Genomic DNA, 19,387 nt, shown 5'->3' on the forward strand with positions numbered 1-19,387 from the left:
ACGCTTTAGGAGCAAGCCATGCAAGGTACTGTTGACTCTCAAGCGACGGCCATAGCCGTTGATCATGCCCATGAGCACCCTGATTTTCGGGTTTTAGGGTTGCTGGTCTTTTTGATTTCTGAATCCCTAATGTTTGGTGGCCTCTTTGCGGCCTATTTACTTCTGCGGGGCATGAATGAGCAATGGCCGCCCGAAGGCACTGAGGTGGAACTTCTTGTGCCCACCATCAACACCATCATCCTTATTTCCAGTAGCTTTGTCATCCACTACGGCGATGTTGCCATCAAAAAGGATGACGTTCGCGGCATGCGCCAATGGTACTGGATCACGGCGGCCATGGGGGCAGTGTTCTTGGGCGGTCAAGTTTATGAGTACCTCACCCTCGGCTACGGCCTGCGCACCAATGTCTTTGCCAACTGCTTTTATGTGATGACGGGCTTCCATGGCCTCCATGTCTTTGTGGGGATTTTGCTGATTTTGGGGGTGATCTGGCGATCGCGCCGTCCCGGCCATTACAGTGCCCACAAGCATACGGGGGTCACCATGGCAGAGATCTACTGGCACTTTGTGGATGTGATCTGGATTATCCTCTTCACCCTGCTGTATATCCTGACTCGCTTTTAGGGGCAGGTCTTGAATTGGGGCGATCGCGGATCAAAGTTGCACTGATAGACCACAGGTGCTTGCCAACTCAAGGGAATTTCCAAGAGGTCACGGGTACCCGTAATTCCCTGCAAAAGAAAAAGAACAAGGGCAAGGGAATTCAAGCCAATGTGAATCCGCCGCCACCTGAGCGATCGATCTTGGTAAATCTCCCCCACAATGGCCACAGAAAAAATCATCAGCATCACCGCCGCCAAGCCAAAGTAAAAGTGGGAAACCCACCACTCGTCATCACGGCGAAAGACCCCCGGTTGAAAAGCTAGAATGGTCACCCCCATCCCTGAGAGGGTGGCAAAAACAGCACGCCATAGCTTCGATTGAGCACGATACAGCAGCGCCGTTGCTGCAATGGTGACAACAAACATCAGTGCCACGAGGACAACAGAGAGCGGTTGCAGTGTCTGATTCTCCGCCTGCATCAAGAAGCCCTGAAATCCAAACACCACTGAATAGGCCAAGGCCACCAATGTGATGCCAACCACGCCGGCTGCTAAAAGATTGCCCAATTTGACATGCAGGGTGCCCACTGTGGGTGGGATGGTGGTGTCTTTGAGACGACGCTGCCGCGTTTGCAGAGCAAAGAATGTGGTGATGCCAATGACCGGAAAGACAAATGTGCAGGCCAAGATGGGATGCAACAGCAAAATGATGTCTTTGAGGTTGAGAAACATACTGGCTAAGAACGATAAGGCCAGTTTTAGGGTAACGAATCTAGGGGCGGGGCAAATCAAAGAACAGCACTGTTGTCAGTAAGCCAACTGTGGCCACCAACAAGGTCACTAGGAATCCCCAAAGCCGGGCATCTGTGCCCGCTTGTCGCTTAGAAATATCCTGCAAGGTGGACTCTACCGTATCAATCCGCTGCCCTAACTGTACTTCTATGGAATTGATACGCTGCTCCAGTTTGGCCTCCACAGCCTTCATCTGTTGCTCCAGCTTAGCTTCGACAGCATTGATGCGCTGCTCCAGTTTGGCTTCGACGGCGTTGATGCGCTGCTCTAGCTTAGCCTCCACAGCATTGATACGCTGTTCAAGTTTGGCCTCGACAGTATCAATTTTGTCCTCAAGCCTTTGGAATTTCTCGTTACTCGTGGCGATGTGAATATCCAGCTTTTTATCCATGGCTTGGATGGCAGCCTGCATTGACTGCATATCGGCCTGCATCCCTTGGATAGCATCTAAAACTTGGCTCAATTCGGAACGGGTAACGGGTTCAGTCATGATGCTGATGCTTGATTAACGGACGTGGAGGGATTCGAACCCCCGACCCTCAGAACCGGAATCTGATGCTCTATCCACTGAGCCACACGTCCAGCCTTCTCATCATAGCATTAACCAAGGTAGGCTTGCTGAACCCGTGGATCATTCAGGAGATCTGCTGCACGACCGCTGAGGGTCACTTGACCCGCTTCAAGCACATAACCGCGATCGCCCAATTGTAAGGCTAGGTGCGCATTTTGCTCGACCAGTAGCATTGTCATCCCCTGTTGCCGCAGTTGTGCCAAGATGGCAAAAATTTCCCGTACTAAATTGGGCGCTAAGCCTAAACTGGGTTCATCAAGGAGCAGTAAGCGAGGACGACTCATCAGGGCACGAGCGATCGCCAGCATTTGTTGCTCACCGCCACTAAGGGTTCCCGCCAGTTGGTATTGCCGCTCCCGTAGTCTAGGAAAGCGCTTGAGTTGTTCTTCGAGGTCTTGTGCAATCTGCGCCTCATCTCGACGACAGTAGGCACCGAGAAGAAGATTGTCGCGTACGGTTTGGCGGGCGAGAACCTGACGCCCCTCTGGACAATGGGCAATGCCCAGCCTCACTAATTCATGGGGCGATCGCCCTGCAATCGATTGACCGGCAAAGCGAATGGTACCTTCACTGGGAACGAGTTTAGAGATGGCACGCAGCAGGGTGGTTTTGCCAGCACCATTGGCACCCACAAGGGTAATGCACTCGCCGGCTGCAATGGCCAGACTCACCTCGCGCAGAGCGCAAATGCCACCGTAGTGGACACTCAGGGACTCAATTTCCAAGATGCGCGCTTGAGAAGTCATCCCCTAGGCCGTGGTCTGTGATTCCTCCGTATTGGGGGAGCTACCCCGCGCCTCTTCCCATTCAGCAATAGCGGCATTTTCGGTTTGGGCAGCAGCACTGGTGACGAGGGCGCTAATTTCCCGAGGAGAGAACCCTTCTTCCAGTAGCTCCATATAGATAGGATGGAGGTTGCGTTGCAGTTCTTTGAAGATGGCGCGGGCGCGATCGGTATAGCGAAAGTTTTGGTCAAATAAGCTGGCCATCTGAGAAATCCAAGAGCACTGCCACTATCCTAAATCCTATCGGCACACCCATTGCTAGTGGTGGCGCGGACTTTTGTTTTCTTTCCCTTGGGCAATGATGGCAAGTCAATTTGTTATTCACTTTTCGATTGAACTTGACTTGAAGGTGCTGGTGTTGTTAAAGGATGTGTTCCTGTAGATACACCTCAGCCTTGTCCGTAGTCAGCGGTGGGGCAAAAAGATAGCCTTGGCCAGAGGGACAGCGCAGCGATCGCAACAGTTGCAGTTGAGTTGTGTTTTCAATGCCCTCGGCGATGCAATCGAGGTGGAGGTTGCGCGCCAGCACCAAAATCGTGTGAACCACCTCCAGATCTTCTTGGCTGCGATCTATTTGGGAAATGAAGGAGCGGTCAATTTTAATGCCATCGAGAGGCAGATTGCGTAAATAGCTCAGGGAGGAATACCCAGTGCCAAAGTCATCAATATTAATGCGCACCCCCATCGCCTTCAGCTCGGCAAGAATTTCGCGGGCAGAATCCAAGTGCTGCATCAAGGTACTTTCAGTAATTTCTATCTTTAGAAAGTGCCCTGCTAAATGGTAATGCTCAAGGGTTTGTTGAATCTCAGCTACAAGGGTGGGCAAAGAAAATTGATTGGCGGACAGATTGATGCTCATCGTAAAGCCCACGGACTGAAGCTTGGGATAACGCTGTTGCCACTGCTGCAACTGTTCACAGGCATTGTGCAAGACCCAGCGGGAGAGTTCAAAAATCAGCCCCGTTTCTTCAGCGACGGGAATAAAAACTTTGGGGGAAATCAGCGTATCCCCCTTTTGCCAGCGCAGGAGTGCCTCAAAACCTTTGAGAGATTGGCTCCGGAGCTTGACGATGGGCTGATAGTGGAGGACAAAGTCCCCCCGTTCAATCGCTTGCCGCAGTTCCACTTCTAAGTACAGGCGATCGCGCACCTGTTGCAGCATCACAGGATCAAAGACATCAATGCGATTGTGTCCCTTGGTTTTAGCGTGGTACATGGCCATGTCAGCATCCCGCAGCAGTTCCTCACTACTGGTGTAATGGGGGTTACCCATCACAAGACCGATACTCACCGTGCTGTACAGGGTGTAGTGATCGATTTCAAAGGGATGGTTGAGGCGATCCTGCAGTTGGTGGGCAATGGCTTGGGCATGTTCTATCCCCTCAATATCATTGAGCAAGACCGCAAATTCATCTCCCCCTAGACGTGCCACTACGTCCTGAGGACTCACACAACGCGTCAGCCGCTGAGCAAAGGCTTGGAGGAATAAATCCCCTGTGCCATGTCCCAGACTGTCATTGAGGGTCTTGAAGCGATCGATATCCAAGCAGAGAACAGCATAGTGGTACTTGGGGTGCTCGGCTGCATAGCTGAGGGTAAGGCGCAACTGTTCCTCAAAGAACCAGCGGTTGGGTAAATGGGTGAGGCGGTCATGGCGGGCTTGGTAGAGGAGTTGGGCTTCGATTGCTTTGCGCTCTTGAATTTCCGCTTGCGCCTTTTGATAGAGTTCTGCCTGCAGGATGGCGATCGCCAACTGGGTCGAAATTTGCTTAATCAGTTCAATTTCACTGTCTTGCCAGTCGCGGGGATGGGCGCACTGATGACAGATGAGCAACCCCCACAGCCGCCCTTCGACAATAATCGGTACCACTAGATTAGCCTTAACCTGATAGTGCGCCAGCAAATCGCGATAGCAGGAGGTAACAGGCGCTGTGTCTAAATCATTTACCACATGGATGCGACCGCGCTTGTAGGCTTCAATGTATCGCTCTGTAAAGCAGGAATCCCCCACGACATCCCCAAGGGCTGACAACCAAGGAGGGATCACCGCTTCAACGTCCATAATGCCGCGCCAATCCTCAAGGAAGCGATAAATAAGCACGCGATCGCAGCCCAAGAGTTCTCGCACATCCTTGACGGCAGCTTCAAGAATCGTGGCCAGATCAAGGGATTGGTGAATGTGCTGGGTAATTTGTACCAGCAGGCGATCGTACTGGGCTTGGCGCAGAAGTTGTTGTTCCACCTGATGGCGATCGATGGCATGGCGGATACTGCGCGCCAGCAAGTTGGGGCTGAGTTCCTGAAAGCTCAAGTAGTCCTGAGCACCACTGTGGAGGATCTGCGTGGCCAGATCCGGACGATCGCTGGGATCAATCACAACTAAGGGTAAGTGTGGATAGCGTTGCTGGAGTGTTTGCACTGCTTTAAGAACGTGATCCCCTTGAGCAATAAGGACAAGGAGATTGGGCTTGGCCTGAGCAACCACCCCAGGGGTTAAATGAGAATACGGACAGGTGTGAACTTGATAGCAAATGTAATCAATCTCGGCGAGATGGGGATATAAAATTTCACCCGATTGGGGGATGTTTTCGATCAGTAATATGTTGATGGATGGCAATAAGCATTTTTTTTGAGGATATTTTTGCGCAGAGTCTTCTGCGACGACTTCAAGGGTCGCTAGTGATTCTAAAGGGCAGTCATCAACAGCGGATAAAACAAGGAGTTTCTCAATCATTGCTAAGTCATCATTCAACACATTAAAATCACAAACTATACAAAAACTTATCAAGGAATATTATTTGTTGCTTCTTCCTAAGTCCATCATACAGCCCTTTTCTAAACTATTGGAGCAGCGATGGCGCTTCATCCCTCAAAGAGCGGTTTTGAGGTTTTTCTGACCGTGATCCCGTCACTGTGAAAAGGGGTGGGGATCGCTGTGAGATCGTGATAGAGAACACGTTTAGACTGCTATCAAAATTGCTAGGTTAGGAGCAGCATTCCCCAAAGGCAGGGGGTTGATCATTGTGCTGCAAAAACAACTTCAAAGCTGGCTGCGGGTTTCTTTATCGACATTGACGCTGGCGATCGCCCTTGTAGTTTCCCCATCCCCGGGTCTCGCCCAGCGGGATTTGATCCCCATTGACGGTTCCGATGAGGATATTCAGCTTCTCTTTGATCTGGTTTATTATCCGCGCCGCGATCCTGCCCGTTTTCGGCTGCAAAACAGTGCTGAGGTGGAAGCCTATCAGTTGATTCGCACCATTTTGCGTACGGGCACGACCCTCTACATCCGGCAGCGCCAAGATGATAATTACGGCTCCTATAGTTTTAGTCGCGATCGCTTGATCTTGCGTCCCCGCGCCCTTGCCCATTGGCCAATTTTTATCGAAACGCTGCGCCACGAGGGCTGGCACGTCGTTCAAGCCTGCTTTGCCGCCAAACGAGATTTGGATTCCTTGGTGCCCGTGGGCATTCGCGTCAGCCCCGGTATCGTCGCGGATCTCTACCGCAAGAGTGGCTATAACCCCGAAGACATTCCAATTGAGGCCGAGGCCTTTGCTGCTGAGCGGGTACCCAATATGACATTGCAGGGGCTACAGCGCGAGTGTGCCGACTGGATCAACCGCCCCAGCAAGAATTAGAGAGAAGAACGGGTCGATGCACCGCAATGCCGACAATAGGGTAAGTGGCGATAGGTGGGCTGCTGACAATTGGGACAGGGCATCCACTGCAAATAACCACAGTGGGGACAGTGTTGATCGAGATCCCGCAGTCGTTTGCCGCAACGGACACAGCGGAGTTTTTGGACTCGCCCTGCCGCCTGTCGCTGTGGATTGAGGAAAAGAGCTTGCGCCACTTTAATCATGCCAAACCCCACCGCTGGAATCAGCAGGATATAGAGGTAGCTGACCAAAAAAAGCAGACCGCCAAAGAGAGCAAGAATGACATTAGCCAGCCACTCAAAGAGGGCTCCCACCTGCAATAGTTCAAAAATCTTCAGCACCAAAGGAATCAAGAGGATCACCAGTAGGTGCCAACTCATGAGGGCAAGCAGGCCATGGCGGTGGCGATCGGCAAAACGATGCACCACTAGGGCGATCGCAATCAGCGGTAATAGAAAGAGGGCTTGTAAAACAAATTGGAGACTGGGATACCAAAACTGAGAGCGCTGATATTGGTTCTCAAGCTGGGCAAAGGTGGCGTCCTCGGCTAAAAATTTTAAGAAGGCTTGGCTATCGGCTTCTTGGAGAATCGCCTGTTCAAGGGCCGCCATCTCATTTTTGAGAGCGGCAATTTGGCGGTTGTTGGCCTCAAGGGTGGCTTTGGCCTTGGCGGCTTCCACCAAGTTGATCGATTGATCCGGGGGTTGCCCCGCAAGCTGCTCTAATAGTGTCGAGTCATACTCTTGACGAATGCGGGCATTGGTGGCCTCGAGGGTTTGAATTTGTGCCTGTTTCTGCTGTCGTTGCTGGAGTCGCTCCCGATAGGTAGGGCGGTTGACGGCATCTTGATACTCTGCATAGGTGAAGCAAATGGCGGAGATGGTTCCCAGTTTGCCCTTGCTGCTTTCCTGTAGGCGCTCCACAGCGGTCTGGAGCGGGGGGTCAAGGCTAATCTGCTGCTCTAGAAAACGAATGTCGCGCTCCCTAGCGGTGTCTTGGCGATAGGCTTGCCAAGGAGCATAACAGGGCTGGGCTTGACTGGGACTCAAAGGCCAATTGCTAATTTCGCTGAGGCCACTAAAGACATTAATGAGGATAAAAATATCCACCAAGATAATGACAATGAGACTGACCCAATTCAGGGGTTCGTCATTGACAAGGCGCGATCGCCGCCAAAATCCCCGCCAGAGTCGCCTCAACCCGCTTGTGATATTCATGGCAGCGTAAACCCAAAGGCAAGTTTTACCCGCTCTAGGGTTGCATTGGCCACGCGGGCGGCCTGTTCTTGGCCTTTTTTGAGCAAATCCTTGAGATAGCGGGGGTCTGCCATAATCTCTTGGTATCGCTGCTGAATCGGTTCTAGGGTAGCAATCACCGCATCGGTGAGGAGGGGCTTAAACTGTCCCCAGCCCATATCGGCACATTCTGCTGCCACTGCCTCTTTGGTTTTTCCCGTGAGTACTTGATAGAGACTCAGCAGGTTATTGGCTTCGGGGCGATCGGGATCGTCAAAGGTCAAGCCACGAATCGGGTCAGTTTTGCAGCGCTTGATCTTCTTGCGAACCTCATCCGGCGAGTCCAAAAGGTTAATGCGACTCAGTTCCGAGGGATCCGACTTCGACATTTTCTTGGTGCCGTCGGTGAGACTCATCACCCGTGCTCCCGCCTTGGCAATCAAGGGTTCCGGTAGCTTGAGAATTGGCGGCTGATTGCGGGCAAAGAGGTAGTTCACACGAGCGGCAATATCGCGGGTCAGTTCCAAGTGTTGCTTTTGATCTTCCCCCACAGGAACTAGATCGGCATCGTAGAGCAAAATATCCGCGGCCATGAGCACAGGATAGTCCAGTAGTCCTGCCGCCACGTTTTCCCCCTGCTTGACGGCTTTTTCCTTGAATTGAATCATGTCCTCCAGCCAGTTGAGGGGGGTAATGCAGTTCAGTAACCAAGTGAGTTCGGCATGGGCGCTGACGTGGGATTGGACAAAGATGGTGGCGTGGGCTGGGTCAATGCCACAGGCCAAGTACAGAGCAGCAACAGTATAGGTATTAGCCGCCAGTTCTGCGGGATTGTGGGGGACGGTAATGGCATGTAAATCCACCACACAAAAGTAGTTTTCATACTCGGCTTGCCCCGCCACCCAGTTGCGAATGGCTCCGAGATAATTCCCCAAGTGCAAGCTACCTGTGGGCTGGACTCCCGAAAGCACCCGTTTTTTGGTCACCCCAACCTCCTCTAATTGTGTTCCTACTATGCTACAGCCCTTTTCCTATGGATGGAACACGGCTTAAACGATGAAAGCCCCTATCCCATGGCAGGGTCATCTGGGCTTGCCCAATGCCCGCAGGGGTCTGGGTGATGATATTGCTAACTTGGCGCTGAGTCCTGCTGGGTCGCTTTAGTGCGTGCTTCTAATTCTTCAAGGCGGCTTTTTAGAGTTTGATTTTCCTTTTGTAACTCGTTGAGGGTGGTCTCAAGGGTCTTGAGGCGGTCATCGCTGCCAAGGGCTTTCTGAACTTTGGCGATTCCTTCATCAACTGATCGTTTGATACGGCCGTCGGTGGTGCGATCGCCCAGCTGCTGCAGCAGGCCTAAAACTTGGGGATGGTCAACTTGACTCAGGGCTTGGACAACGGCCATCTGGGTAAAGAAAAAGGTCTCGTGGCTGAGTTGCTCTAGCCGTTCCAGAATTTGCTTCAGTTGGGGATGGTGGCGATCGCCAATGGTGCCAAGGGTACGAATGGCGGCCAAGCGTAGGGGTTGCGGGACATCAATAGCGGTGTAGTCAAGAACCAAATTCACCGCCTCTGGAGACTCCTTGAGTTGCCCCAAGCCAGCGATCGCCCCACAGCGTACCACCTCATTCCAGCCTTGTCGTTTTTCCAAAGCCTTCCGCAGTCGTTTCAGCACTTTTTCGAGCTTGGGTTTCGGTTGCGGTTTGGCAGCGGCAATCACACCAATTCCCTTCAGGGCGGCAGCTTCAACGCTATAGCTGGGGTCGCCGTGCTTGGCAATGGGCTTGAGAAGTTCGTAGGCTTTGGCGGACTTAAACCCAGCAATGGCCTCCACTGCGGCGGCACGAACATGGGGGTGATCATCGGCTAGTGCCAGCTTGAGCGCCTCTAAGCTTTGATCCAGTTGAATCGTGCCCAGCACTTTGGCAATTTCACGCCGCACTCCCCAAAAGGGTTCCCGTTGCAGCGCCGCCGCCAAGGTTTGCACAACTTCTAGGTTTCCTTTTTTGCCTAGGGCAATGGCAGCTTGAACCCGCCCCAAAACATCGGGGTCGTACTGCAGTTGGGCTTTGAGTTCAGGGAGGGGGTACTCTAGGGTAACGGTTTTGAGGGTATGGTTGCCGGCATCAAAACTCACAAAGGTGGGCTGCTGTGGCAGCGGCAAATAGAAGGTGTGCTCTGGTTCATGAATGCGCAGGGGAATGGTTTTGACCGTCACCTGCCCCTGATCATCCACCGTACCGATGCCAACAGGAATCCGTAGATCAAAAAGGTTGCGCTCTAGGGGCGTGACCCCATCGGTCACCTGCTGCTGCTTGACGGTAAGAACGGCTAGTTGATCGGCTACCTCCCAGCGATAGCTCACATGGAAGTCGGGATGTCCCCCACGAAAAACGTATTGGTCAAAGAGGGGAAGTAGGTTGCGCCCAGTGGCCATTTCAATCGCCCGCAGCAGATCCACCGTTTCCACAGCTTGGTGGGCGTAGGTGCGGACAAAGGTTTGAATGGCTTTCCAGAATAACTCTTCTCCGAGTTCCTGGCGGATCATGTGATAGACACAGGCGCCTTTTTCGTAGAGGTGGCGATCGTAGAGTTCAATGGCTTCGCGATAGACATGGGTGACAATGGGGCGGCGGTAGCGATCGCTATCCTCACTGAGGTAGTTGCGCAATTCCTCAAGGCGATAATAGGCGGCAAAATCAGCGCCATATTCCTCCTCAAACCAGAGCACCTCGGCATAGGAGGCCATGCCCTCCTTGATCCAAGCGTGAGACCAGTGCTTGATCACCACCAGATCGCCAAACCACTGGTGTGCCAACTCATGGGCCACTAAACTTTCACTGCGAAAATCTTCAGCGGCGGCTCGCTCATCCAACAGACAGCGGTCTGTCAATAGGGTTGTCGAGGTATTTTCCATGCCGCCAAAGATAAAATCGGCCACACAGACTTGGGCATATTTGGGGTAGGGATAGGGATAGCCGTAGATGCGGCTGAAAAAGTCCATCATCTTTGGCGTTTTGCCCAAGGTGCGGCGGGCATCAGCAGCGCGATCTTTAGCAACGTAGTAGGTGACGGGCTTCCCCTGCCACTGGTCATCAAAAACCGCAAAATCCCCCACCGCTAGGGTCATCAGATAAGTGGGATGGACCTGGGGTTGATACCAGTGAAAGATTTGCCACTCTCCCTCGCTGTAGCAGGCACGCAATTCCCCATTGGAAATGGCCTGTAAGGGTTGGCGCACCCGCGCTCGTACCTCTGACGTCGCCAGCTGCCCAGGAGAATCAAAGCAGGGAAACCAATAGCGGGAGTCCTCATCTTCCCCTTGAGTCCAAGCTTGGGGGGGATCAGTGGCAACAAAGTACAATCCCCGCTGGGGTTTCTGCAGACGGTAGTCAATGGTGATCACCAGCACCTGATCTGGATGAATCCCCAAGCTCGCATCAAGAGAAATATCCAGAAATTCACCATCGTAGTGGAAGGCTTGGGGTTGGTGCTGCACAGTCACACTCTGGATCTGTTGCCCCACGGCATTGAGGCGCAGCTGGCGCACTTGGGAGTGCAATGGTCGTAGATGGATATGACACTGTCCCCAGCATGCTTGGGTCTCTAAATCTAGGGTCAAGTCCAAGCAGATATGTTCCACCTGCCCCACTCGATCGGGACTGTAGTGGGGACGCGCACCGCTGAGAACAAAGGATTTGGCTGGAGTGACATCAAGAGTCATAGGTCATGTTGAGCCGCACTTGCTCTTAGTCTAAGGGGCATCAATCGAGGAGTTCAACCACCTTATAGCGACTGGTATGACCCTTAATCAGCTGAATACGGGACTTGGGTACCTGAAAATAGGCCGCCAAGACAGCAATGAGTTCCTCATTGGCTCTGCCCTCAGTAGCTGGGGCACGCACCGCCACCACTAGCTGGCCGTCAGAATTCACGGAAACAGAAGAGGTTCTTGCATTGGGTTTGACCACCAGATGGTATTTCTTCATGCCCTCCTAGCCTGAAGCATGGGCACAGATGTGCTGCCCAATTTGCTTGTCAATTTTCATAATGTGATTCACTAACCAGTCTGCTAACTTACCATGGATCCGGGTGGCGATCGCCGCATCCGCTTGGCTGTCGCGGTACTGCTGCTGCAGCTCTTCAATCATCTCGATGAACTGTTTATGGGCGCAGCGGTTAACTTCTGCTAGGGGGCACTGGTATTTTTCAGCACAGCCTTCTTCATTCCCGAAGTGCCACTCTGCATAATACTTCATGAAAGCAATTAGCTGTTTAATCGCAGCGCTTCCCCGACCCTGTTCAATGGCATCCGCCAGATCATTGACAGCACAGACGAGTTCCTTGTGCTGTATATCAATCATGGGCACGCCGGTCTGCAGCTGCTCTGTCCACGCGAAGCGTTGCATTGTTTTTTATCCCCCTAGACCGATTGCGGGTGGGTTTTTGTTTTCAGAAACGTAAAGATTCCCTCTAGAAAGGAGGAGCTAATTTCTGTTGTTTCAATGAGTTCTGGTTCCCTAGGGCTGGCGGCGGGAGCAGCAATGCCAGCAATTTCCTCGGCAATCCCCACCACTATTAGGCGAAAACAAATTTTTTGCACCTCTAGAATGGGTAAGTTCAACGCTTCACTGATTTCTTGGAGGGTTTTGGTACCGTTAGCGTACTCCCACACTTGCCACTCATGATGATTGAGGCGGTAGGGGGGCTGTCCTTCAATCGTGCTGGCAATGGTTGAACTCGGCAAGGGCAGCTTGTCCATTAGGGCTGTCCAATCCCGCAGCAGTCGTAGACCCGCCAAGGAAATTTCCATGGGTGAGGCACTCAGTCCCGTCATTTCGCCAAAAGGCAGTGGATGGTTGGCATCGAACTTAAACCAGCCCTCATTGAGACTAAAGAGGTGAGGAATCGGTGTCAGTACCTGTTGCTTGAACAATAGCCGCAGCTGTTCTGGCTCAAGGGCACCTTGGGTTTTCAAGCACAGTCCAAGGGATCCGGTTAGGGAACAAAAGGGTAAGAGGCGTTGAATGGTAGTTGGGCGCAGCCAGCCCCGCTGCTCAATGAGCCGTTGCAATCCTTGGTGATCCAAGGTCGTTGTTGCGGCTACAATCTGACCCAAGTGAAAGAAAATATAGTACTCCTGCGCCTGCGGCATCAGCGGCATCATCCCCGCCATTTCCACGGGCTTAATGGAAAGGCAACCCGTTTTTTGCCCCTGCTCCAGAAAATGAAAAATTTCCCCCAACGAAAACTCTGATAGATAGCCGGTGATTTTCATAGATTCCCCCTAGTGAGTTAAGTGATTCTGCGTTCAGTTACGTGGCTAGAGCACTGCGGTTTAATTGCGAGGATTGGGCACTGGCATAGGCTTGAATGAGTGCCATCATGGCAGCGGCAACAGAGGACTGATCTAAAGCATTCACAGGCACCATGGGTGGGCGACGGTGGGGACTCAAGTAGCCAAGGGCGATCGCGATCTCTTCAGCAGGCCACGCATTGGGATTATCGGCATGGCTCAGACCCACTAGCATTGGAATCTTTGTGCGATGGCGCATGAAGGCCAAAATCCGCCGTGCCGCTCGAAAATCTTGGGGACGGTGGGAACTGACCAGCAGGATAAACGCATGGGCTTTGTGAATAAGAATATCCCACATAAAGTCAAAGCGTTCTTGACCAGGCGTGCCATACAGATGCAGGGCAACATTAGGACCAAACTGCAGTCGCCCAAAATCCATCGCTACCGTTGTCTTTTCCTTGAAAGCAGCAATTTCATCCGTTGCCTTGCGATCGGTATCCACCACCTCAATTTCGCTGATGGTACGGATGAAGGTGGATTTGCCTGCGCCCACTGGTCCTGTGATGACAATGCGCATAATTTCCATGGGTTGGCACCTCAATTACGGCAAAACACAGAGGAATCAGGCTGTTCTAAACATTCACGGCTTGCCCCATACCCATAAGTTGGGTTTGCAATTCAGCCAGAACATTTTTAATTTCAAGGTTGATAATGCCCAATTTGGCAGAGGCATCCGCCAGCACAAGGAAAACCGCATCTTCGGTACAACTGGTGAGAATGCCATACCCACTGGCACCCTCTACAAGGATGCGCTCGATTTTGCCCCGGCTTAGCTCTCGTCCAATACGTTCCCCCAACGACAGCATGGCCGCTGACATTGCTGCTACCCGTTCATCATCCATTCCCCCCGGCAAGGTTGCCGCCAGCGTCAGACCATCGGGAGACACAAGGGCGGCTCCTTGGACATTACTGGCATTGGCAACAAAGTTTTGCAGTGTAGCTTCAAGTTTTGCGGCATTAATTGGCATAATCTAATCCTCGTAAAGATATGGGAACTTTTTGAACAATGACTGCTAGGTGACCTACATGGCAGCAGCCCCTGTGGCAATTAGCCGTTGAAACAGTGCCTGGGTCCAACCGGTTTCCTTAAGAACCGCTTGGGAAGACACCTCGAAGTAGGCCTGCTCAATAAAGGCAAGATCAATCATGCAAATTTTGCCTAGGGCATCACTGAGAGCCTCGGATTTGTTGGCTTCCCTTAACTTTTGCCGCACGGCGTTGACAACAATTGCCATCGCGGGTACCACATGCTGTGGCCCAATGCCAATGCGCACGTGAACCAGACCAATTTTCCAGCGTCGCTCAGCGTAGGCCTTGCCCCAACCATCCATCCCTGTGAACATTTCATGGAACCAGTCGATGAAGGTTTGATGGAGGCGATGAATGCGTCCTTCTGTGGCGTTGAGAATGGCATTCATCTCTTCATCCCGTCCTAGGTAGTCATAAAAAATGTCGGCCATTTGGGGGGCAATTTCCTTTCCCCACGGCGCGGCCTCCGCCAACAGGGATTTGTCTGCATCAGTCAACTGGACTCGCCGTACCATCGTTGCCATAAAGTTGACTGGCTCGATTGCCATATTGATCACCTCGAAACACTCAATAATTGAACACAAAAGCTTGGCCTAGGGTGGACAAATACCCTCCCTTACATAAAAAGTTAGAAACGGCTAAGGGGAATACCTCTCTTGCTTTTGGGAATAACTCCCTAGGTTGGATAAGGATTTACTCAATTGAAGCCTACTTCACCCCTCCCCTGACAAGGAACACAATCGTATCATAAAACTGTCAACAGCCCCTTAAGGGTATCCCCGGCAACAACAAAATAAATCAAAATAGTTAGAAATATTCTTTAATTGTCTAATTAGATTTCTACAAGAAATAAAATAATTTTTAAGAAATAGCGCCAATATCTCCATGCGCTTGACGGCGCTGCCAAAAGTATGCCAGCCTAACATTGTCATCCATCTAGAAAACTGTGGATGATCATAGGTCTTGATCTTGAGTTATGAGAGGGTAGTTGTATGTCCGATCGCTTGACCTACCAAGGCGAAATGGAAACGAAGCTGCAACAACTCGGTGCCCAGCTTGACCAACTCAAGGCAAAGGCGGATCAAGCGGGTGAAGATGTCAAGGCAGATATTGAAGCTAAAATTGAAGCCCTCAAGGCCAAACGCGATGAGATTACTCAGCAATTGGCTGCCCTCAAAGAAGCGGGCGATGATGCTTGGGAGTCCCTCAAAGCAGGGTTCCAGAGTGCGTGGGATGAGTTGAGCAAGGCCTTTGAGGAAGCAGCCAGTAAGTTTAAGGGTGAATAACTGTTTTCTTAGCTCCAACCCTCAATGGTGACATCGACGCGATCGCCCTCGTGGGATAGGGGCGCAATGTTAAGGTAATACAACGGCTGATCGGCAGAAAGATTCCGCAGCCAATGGAGACATTGGGCATCCACATGGACATAGGAGCCGGTTTCCACGGGGGTACGGATCAAGGCGGTTGCTGCCACAGAACTCGCAGGGGGCGTCATCGGGCAGGTAATGAGTTCTCCCACGCCCGACACAATCAGAAAGATGTCATCGCCTCGATGGTGATAGTGGGGATAATTGGCTTGTCCGGGTTCAATGCGATAAAGGCTAGAGGCTAGTTCCGCATTGTGGTGATCCAAAGGACAAACGGCGTAGCCTGGTCGCTTAGGCATCCAGTTTTGGCAACGCTCGATTAATTCAGGAAAGGAGAAAACTAACATTGTGCCCTTAGGATAAATCTTGACCATTATGAATATTAAATTATTGTATCGCCAAGCGATCGCGCTATCCTAGCCAATGGCCGCGGTTCGGAGTTTTGAATGAGTACACCCATTCCGGTCATTGTTGTCGGTGCTCTCGGCAAAATGGGACGCGAGGTCGTTAAAGCCGTACAACAGGCTGCCGACACTGCCCTCTATGCTGCTGTTGATCGCAAGCAGGTGGGGGAGGATATTGGTGAAGTCCTAGGGCTAGGGGCGCTGGGCATTCCAATTAGTGGCAGCTTGCAAGAGGTGTGTGTCGCCGCTGCCCAAGAAAAACAAGGGGTGGTGATGGTGGATTTTACCCATCCCACAGCCGTCTACGAAAATGTGCGCATGGCGATCGCCTACGGTATCTATCCTGTGGTCGGAACAACGGGCTTGAGTCCAGAACAAATTGAAGATCTGGCCGAGTTTGCCGACAAGGCCGATATGGGGGGGGTGATTGCTCCCAACTTCTCCATTGGTATGGTGTTACTGCAGGAGGCGGCCATCCGGGCGAGCCAGTATTTTGACCATGTGGAGATCATTGAACTGCACCACAACCAAAAGGCTGATGCTCCTAGTGGTACCGCCATTCAAACCGCGCAGCGTTTAGCAGAATTGGGTAAAACCTTTAACCCACCGCAAGTGCAGGAGTCGGAACATCTCAGGGGTGCCCGCGGGGCGTGTACGGAGGGGGAGATTCGCATCCACAGTGTGCGCTTGCCGGGACTGATTGCCCATCAGGAGGTGATTTTTGGCGCACCGGGGCAAATTTATACGTTGCGCCATGACACCAGCGATCGCCAGTGCTATATGCCGGGGGTACTGCTGGCAATCCGCAAAGTACGGCAGCTCAAGCGCTTGATCTATGGCCTAGAGAAGCTGCTCTGATTTAGCAATTTAGACTGCAGGTATTTGCTGCAACAACCAAAAGCCTTGCAGGGTCTCCTGTTCTGGTCTTTCCTTCACGGCAATGAAATGCAAGCCTTGGCTTTGGGTACAGGCGTCCCTAAAGGCGGCCAGTTCTTTCTGAATCTGGGGATTGCGGCCACTGATGAGTACCCAGCGATCGCTGGCTCCCGTTTCCAACACTAGCAACGGCTGAGGTTCTTCCTCAAAACTCAAATAGGCCGGCTCTAATCCCGACAGCCAACCCGCCAAGGGCAGTGCGCGCTGCGAATAGATAATTAACCCCGGCAGTAGCGTATCGTCACTGAGGGTCAAAAAGGGCAGTGGGGGTACCTCACCAAAGGGCAGTTCCCATTCACCAGCCGTTTTAATTTCCCCCAGAGGAAGACCACTGAATTGCCAGCGATCGCCCCTCAGGGCTGGTGGTAAAGGTTGAGGCGCAGGGAGGATCAACTGGGGTGGCGTTGCCAGATCGGCTTGGTAGTTGGGTAGGGTTGGATAGAGGTTTGTGGCGCGATCGCGCAGCCAATCATAGAGGGCAAACGTGCGCCGACTGGGCACCATCACTAATCCTGCCGCTTCTCCCCCCCGCGTAATAATGCTGGTCATGGCTCGGCGGAAAAAACGTACCCGATCGGGTTGAGCGCTGTTTGCCAGTCCCAGTTGCTGCCGCCATTGATCCATGGCTTCTTTGAGGGCAGCTTCTAACCAGCGGGCATTGGCTTCAGCTCCGGCACAAGTTTTGCTGAACTGAAATTGTTGCTGGCGATCGCAAATCAGCAATTCCCAGATTTTTTTGTTGCTTTCATCCACAAGGGGACGGGAATAAAAATCCAACTCCCAGATCGTATCCATTCACACCTAGAGGAACGTTACCCGCAAACTTGAAGCTATTTGCCTTTCCTAGGATAGGCGGTTTTGGCCGTCAAGGTAAATGTATAACCCGATACAGATTTTCCACTGTGAGAACTGGTGCAATCAAAGGTTAATTGCGGGTCAATGCTTTGCTCAGCTCCAGCCAAACAACAGCCAGATCACTTTCTGGCGCAATGGTGCCGCAACTGCGATTTCTCCTCCGCTGAACCCATGTGCAACTCTACTCCATAATCGTTGAGAATGAAAGCGATGTCCAAGTTAAAACTGAAACGTGCGAGACGGCAAAAGCGCCCGTTACGCAACCTCGACCGGCAGCCCAATTTCCGCTGGCGATCGCCAGCCCTTGTCGCCTGCATTCCCCTAGCTTTAATCATTGTGGCTGTTTGGGGAGTGGCTGCTCAGGCACAGGATGAACCCCTCACCCCTGAAACAGTTCAAGGCGTACTCAACACCATTTGGGTACTCATTGCAGCCATTCTGGTGATTTTCATGAATGCTGGCTTCGGCATGTTGGAAACTGGCTTCTGCCGCCAGAAAAATGCTGTCAACATTCTTTCTAAGAACCTCATTGTTTTTGCCTTGGCCACCCTTGCCTACTGGGCGATCGGATTCTCTTTCATGTTTGGTACCGAGGGCAATGCTTTTATTGGCTTGGGGGGCTTTTTCCTCAGTAGTGAAAACCCCGAAACCTACGGTCTTGATCCCTTTCCGGAGGGCTTACCCATCGCTGTGGCCTTTCTGTTCCAAGCTGCCTTTGCAGGAACCGCAGCCACCATTGTTTCTGGGGCAGTGGCCGAGCGGATCAAGTTTGTTGACTTTTTGATTTTCAGCCTCCTGCTCACTGGTATCTCTTACCCCATTACGGGTCACTGGGTTTGGGGGGGTGGCCTTCTCAGCAACATTGGTTTCCTTGGCCCAGATATTGCCTTTAAGGATTTTGCCGGTTCAACGGTGGTTCATGCCGTAGGCGGTTGGTCGGCACTGATGGGCGCTGCGTTCCTAGGACCACGGCTTGGCAAGTATGCCGCAGATGGTACGCCTCGGGCGTTGCCCGGCCACAACATGGGCTTTGCCATGCTGGGGTGTTTGATCCTCTGGATCGGCTGGTTTGGTTTTAACCCTGGTTCTGAACTGGCCGCGAATGAAGCTGTACCCTACATCGCAGTTACAACAAACTTGGCGGCGGCAGCCAGTGGGGTTGCGGCAACAATTACTGCTTGGCTAGCCATTGGTAAACCTGACCTCTCCATGATTATCAACGGTATTCTGGCGGGATTAGTGTCCATTACAGCACCCTGTGCAGGTGTGTCTTACTGGAGTGCCGTGATCATTGGTGCCATTGGCGGTGTGATTGTGGTCTATTCTGTCCTTTTCTTTGACCGCATCAAAATTGATGACCCCGTTGGTGCCACCTCTGTCCACTTGGTCTGCGGCACTTGGGGTACCTTAGCTGTTGGCTTGTTTGACAAAGAGTTAGGCTTGCTCACCGGCCACGGAGTGACTCAGTTGATTGCCCAGATCATCGGTATTTTGACAGTCGGTGGCTTTACTGTACTGCTGACCAGTATCTTTTGGCTGGCTCTGAAACAAACGCTTGGCATTCGTGTTTCCGAAGAAGAGGAACTCAAAGGCTTGGACATCGGCGAGCATGGCATGGAAGCCTACAGCGGTTTCTTGAAGGAGTAACTCGCCTGCCAATAAGTTTGGGGTCGTACCACGCCGCTGGACGATCCCATTGCCCTAGGTGGTTTTTGCTGTCCTCAGCGTTTGAGGGCAGTTTTTTTCTAACTTTGCAGTGATATACGCTACGCTATAGCGGCAGTACATTAGGGAGT

General features: G+C 52.1%; 21 protein-coding genes and 1 tRNA gene. 5 read left to right on the plus strand and 17 right to left on the minus strand.

Translation table 11 applies throughout. The features are described from left to right. The first annotated feature begins 18 nt into the window (after window positions 1-18). Window positions 19-624, plus strand: a complete 606-nt coding sequence (locus tag RHI63_RS06850; RefSeq protein WP_206199518.1) for a heme-copper oxidase subunit III — start codon at window positions 19-21, stop codon at window positions 622-624. Here RHI63_RS06850 and RHI63_RS06855 read toward each other — a convergent pair. The 6 genes from RHI63_RS06855 to RHI63_RS06880 form a co-directional block, all read right to left on the minus strand. Continuing rightward, complete coding sequence (locus RHI63_RS06855) at window positions 621-1,334, minus strand: DUF4079 domain-containing protein (protein WP_286626565.1); 714 nt, start codon at window positions 1,332-1,334, stop codon at window positions 621-623. The genes RHI63_RS06850 and RHI63_RS06855 overlap by 4 nt on opposite strands. Before the next feature lie 40 nt (window positions 1,335-1,374). Further along, complete coding sequence (locus RHI63_RS06860) at window positions 1,375-1,884, minus strand: hypothetical protein (RefSeq protein WP_310742801.1); 510 nt, start codon at window positions 1,882-1,884, stop codon at window positions 1,375-1,377. A gap of 19 nt (window positions 1,885-1,903) precedes the next feature. Beyond that, window positions 1,904-1,976, minus strand: a tRNA-Arg gene (locus tag RHI63_RS06865). Between the two features lie 18 nt (window positions 1,977-1,994). Then, window positions 1,995-2,711, minus strand: a complete 717-nt coding sequence (locus RHI63_RS06870) for an ABC transporter ATP-binding protein (protein ID WP_310744384.1) — start codon at window positions 2,709-2,711, stop codon at window positions 1,995-1,997. A gap of 3 nt (window positions 2,712-2,714) precedes the next feature. Continuing rightward, complete coding sequence (locus RHI63_RS06875) at window positions 2,715-2,954, minus strand: hypothetical protein (RefSeq protein WP_310744385.1); 240 nt, start codon at window positions 2,952-2,954, stop codon at window positions 2,715-2,717. A gap of 157 nt (window positions 2,955-3,111) precedes the next feature. Further along, on the minus strand, window positions 3,112-5,235 hold the full coding sequence (locus RHI63_RS06880; RefSeq protein WP_310821379.1) for an EAL domain-containing protein: 2,124 nt from the start codon (window positions 5,233-5,235) through the stop codon (window positions 3,112-3,114). A gap of 538 nt (window positions 5,236-5,773) precedes the next feature. On the opposite strand from RHI63_RS06880, the gene RHI63_RS06885 reads away from it, so the two are divergent. Next, window positions 5,774-6,391, plus strand: a complete 618-nt coding sequence (locus RHI63_RS06885) for a hypothetical protein (RefSeq protein WP_206199524.1) — start codon at window positions 5,774-5,776, stop codon at window positions 6,389-6,391. On the opposite strand, the gene RHI63_RS06890 is transcribed toward RHI63_RS06885, so the two are convergent. The 9 genes from RHI63_RS06890 to RHI63_RS06930 form a co-directional block, all read right to left on the minus strand. After that, a complete protein-coding gene (locus RHI63_RS06890; RefSeq protein ID WP_310800068.1) occupies window positions 6,388-7,629 on the minus strand; it encodes a zinc ribbon domain-containing protein in 1,242 nt (413 codons plus the stop codon). The two genes, RHI63_RS06885 and RHI63_RS06890, sit on opposite strands and share 4 nt — an antisense overlap. Beyond that, entirely contained in the window at window positions 7,626-8,633 is a 1,008-nt protein-coding gene (gene trpS / locus RHI63_RS06895) for a tryptophan--tRNA ligase (protein WP_310744388.1), read from the minus strand. Before trpS ends, RHI63_RS06890 begins: the two co-directional genes overlap by 4 nt. 143 nt (window positions 8,634-8,776) lie before the next feature. Continuing rightward, complete coding sequence (locus RHI63_RS06900) at window positions 8,777-11,368, minus strand: M1 family metallopeptidase (protein WP_206199526.1); 2,592 nt, start codon at window positions 11,366-11,368, stop codon at window positions 8,777-8,779. 40 nt (window positions 11,369-11,408) lie between these two features. Next, window positions 11,409-11,633, minus strand: coding sequence for a DUF167 domain-containing protein (locus tag RHI63_RS06905; protein ID WP_206199527.1), 225 nt, complete (start codon window positions 11,631-11,633; stop codon window positions 11,409-11,411). A gap of 6 nt (window positions 11,634-11,639) precedes the next feature. Then, window positions 11,640-12,053, minus strand: a complete 414-nt coding sequence (locus RHI63_RS06910; RefSeq protein WP_206199528.1) for a hemerythrin family protein — start codon at window positions 12,051-12,053, stop codon at window positions 11,640-11,642. A gap of 14 nt (window positions 12,054-12,067) precedes the next feature. Next, window positions 12,068-12,922, minus strand: coding sequence for a DUF4388 domain-containing protein (locus RHI63_RS06915; protein WP_310821381.1), 855 nt, complete (start codon window positions 12,920-12,922; stop codon window positions 12,068-12,070). Between the two features lie 37 nt (window positions 12,923-12,959). Next, window positions 12,960-13,526, minus strand: a complete 567-nt coding sequence (locus RHI63_RS06920) for an ATP/GTP-binding protein (RefSeq protein ID WP_310821382.1) — start codon at window positions 13,524-13,526, stop codon at window positions 12,960-12,962. A gap of 46 nt (window positions 13,527-13,572) precedes the next feature. Then, window positions 13,573-13,968: a roadblock/LC7 domain-containing protein gene (locus tag RHI63_RS06925; RefSeq protein ID WP_206199531.1), complete on the minus strand. Its 396-nt coding sequence runs from the start codon at window positions 13,966-13,968 to the stop codon at window positions 13,573-13,575. Window positions 13,969-14,022: 54 nt separating this feature from the next. Next, entirely contained in the window at window positions 14,023-14,577 is a 555-nt protein-coding gene (locus RHI63_RS06930; RefSeq protein WP_310821383.1) for a protoglobin domain-containing protein, read from the minus strand. Between the two features lie 444 nt (window positions 14,578-15,021). Here RHI63_RS06930 and RHI63_RS06935 point away from each other — a divergent pair, with 444 nt between their 5' ends. Next, complete coding sequence (locus RHI63_RS06935; protein WP_206199533.1) at window positions 15,022-15,315, plus strand: hypothetical protein; 294 nt, start codon at window positions 15,022-15,024, stop codon at window positions 15,313-15,315. Between the two features lie 8 nt (window positions 15,316-15,323). On the opposite strand, the gene RHI63_RS06940 is transcribed toward RHI63_RS06935, so the two are convergent. Then, the gene (locus RHI63_RS06940; protein WP_310742806.1) at window positions 15,324-15,695 is read right to left on the minus strand and encodes a cupin domain-containing protein; all 372 of its coding nucleotides are present in this window, start codon (window positions 15,693-15,695) and stop codon (window positions 15,324-15,326) included. Window positions 15,696-15,842: 147 nt separating this feature from the next. Between RHI63_RS06940 and dapB the strand changes: the two genes are divergently transcribed. Further along, window positions 15,843-16,658, plus strand: coding sequence for a 4-hydroxy-tetrahydrodipicolinate reductase (gene dapB / locus RHI63_RS06945; RefSeq protein ID WP_206199535.1), 816 nt, complete (start codon window positions 15,843-15,845; stop codon window positions 16,656-16,658). A 9-nt stretch (window positions 16,659-16,667) separates the two neighbouring features. Here the strand turns inward: dapB and RHI63_RS06950 are convergent, their stop codons facing one another. Further along, window positions 16,668-17,531: a Tab2/Atab2 family RNA-binding protein gene (locus RHI63_RS06950; protein WP_310744389.1), complete on the minus strand. Its 864-nt coding sequence runs from the start codon at window positions 17,529-17,531 to the stop codon at window positions 16,668-16,670. A gap of 261 nt (window positions 17,532-17,792) precedes the next feature. On the opposite strand from RHI63_RS06950, the gene RHI63_RS06955 reads away from it, so the two are divergent. Continuing rightward, window positions 17,793-19,238: an ammonium transporter gene (locus RHI63_RS06955; protein ID WP_310744390.1), complete on the plus strand. Its 1,446-nt coding sequence runs from the start codon at window positions 17,793-17,795 to the stop codon at window positions 19,236-19,238. Window positions 19,239-19,387: the final 149 nt, after the last annotated feature.

Source organism: Thermosynechococcus sp. GLH187 (assembly GCF_031583395.1).
Taxonomy (GTDB): domain Bacteria; phylum Cyanobacteriota; class Cyanobacteriia; order Thermosynechococcales; family Thermosynechococcaceae; genus Thermosynechococcus.

Excerpts from the sequence above, each read along its gene's own strand:
- RHI63_RS06850 (WP_206199518.1), top strand. The coding sequence starts at position 19 with ATGCAAGGTACTGTTGACTCTCAAGCGACGGCCATAGCCGTTGATCAT.
- RHI63_RS06855 (WP_286626565.1), bottom strand. The coding sequence starts at position 1,334 with ATGTTTCTCAACCTCAAAGACATCATTTTGCTGTTGCATCCCATCTTG.
- RHI63_RS06860 (WP_310742801.1), bottom strand. The coding sequence starts at position 1,884 with ATGACTGAACCCGTTACCCGTTCCGAATTGAGCCAAGTTTTAGATGCT.
- RHI63_RS06870 (WP_310744384.1), bottom strand. The coding sequence starts at position 2,711 with ATGACTTCTCAAGCGCGCATCTTGGAAATTGAGTCCCTGAGTGTCCAC.
- RHI63_RS06875 (WP_310744385.1), bottom strand. The coding sequence starts at position 2,954 with ATGGCCAGCTTATTTGACCAAAACTTTCGCTATACCGATCGCGCCCGC.
- RHI63_RS06890 (WP_310800068.1), bottom strand. The coding sequence starts at position 7,629 with ATGAATATCACAAGCGGGTTGAGGCGACTCTGGCGGGGATTTTGGCGG.
- RHI63_RS06900 (WP_206199526.1), bottom strand. The coding sequence starts at position 11,368 with ATGACTCTTGATGTCACTCCAGCCAAATCCTTTGTTCTCAGCGGTGCG.
- RHI63_RS06905 (WP_206199527.1), bottom strand. The coding sequence starts at position 11,633 with ATGAAGAAATACCATCTGGTGGTCAAACCCAATGCAAGAACCTCTTCT.
- RHI63_RS06910 (WP_206199528.1), bottom strand. The coding sequence starts at position 12,053 with ATGCAACGCTTCGCGTGGACAGAGCAGCTGCAGACCGGCGTGCCCATG.
- RHI63_RS06915 (WP_310821381.1), bottom strand. The coding sequence starts at position 12,922 with ATGAAAATCACCGGCTATCTATCAGAGTTTTCGTTGGGGGAAATTTTT.
- RHI63_RS06920 (WP_310821382.1), bottom strand. The coding sequence starts at position 13,526 with ATGGAAATTATGCGCATTGTCATCACAGGACCAGTGGGCGCAGGCAAA.
- RHI63_RS06925 (WP_206199531.1), bottom strand. The coding sequence starts at position 13,968 with ATGCCAATTAATGCCGCAAAACTTGAAGCTACACTGCAAAACTTTGTT.
- RHI63_RS06930 (WP_310821383.1), bottom strand. The coding sequence starts at position 14,577 with ATGGCAATCGAGCCAGTCAACTTTATGGCAACGATGGTACGGCGAGTC.
- RHI63_RS06935 (WP_206199533.1), top strand. The coding sequence starts at position 15,022 with ATGTCCGATCGCTTGACCTACCAAGGCGAAATGGAAACGAAGCTGCAA.
- RHI63_RS06940 (WP_310742806.1), bottom strand. The coding sequence starts at position 15,695 with ATGCCTAAGCGACCAGGCTACGCCGTTTGTCCTTTGGATCACCACAAT.
- dapB (WP_206199535.1), top strand. The coding sequence starts at position 15,843 with ATGAGTACACCCATTCCGGTCATTGTTGTCGGTGCTCTCGGCAAAATG.
- RHI63_RS06950 (WP_310744389.1), bottom strand. The coding sequence starts at position 17,531 with ATGGATACGATCTGGGAGTTGGATTTTTATTCCCGTCCCCTTGTGGAT.
- RHI63_RS06955 (WP_310744390.1), top strand. The coding sequence starts at position 17,793 with ATGAAAGCGATGTCCAAGTTAAAACTGAAACGTGCGAGACGGCAAAAG.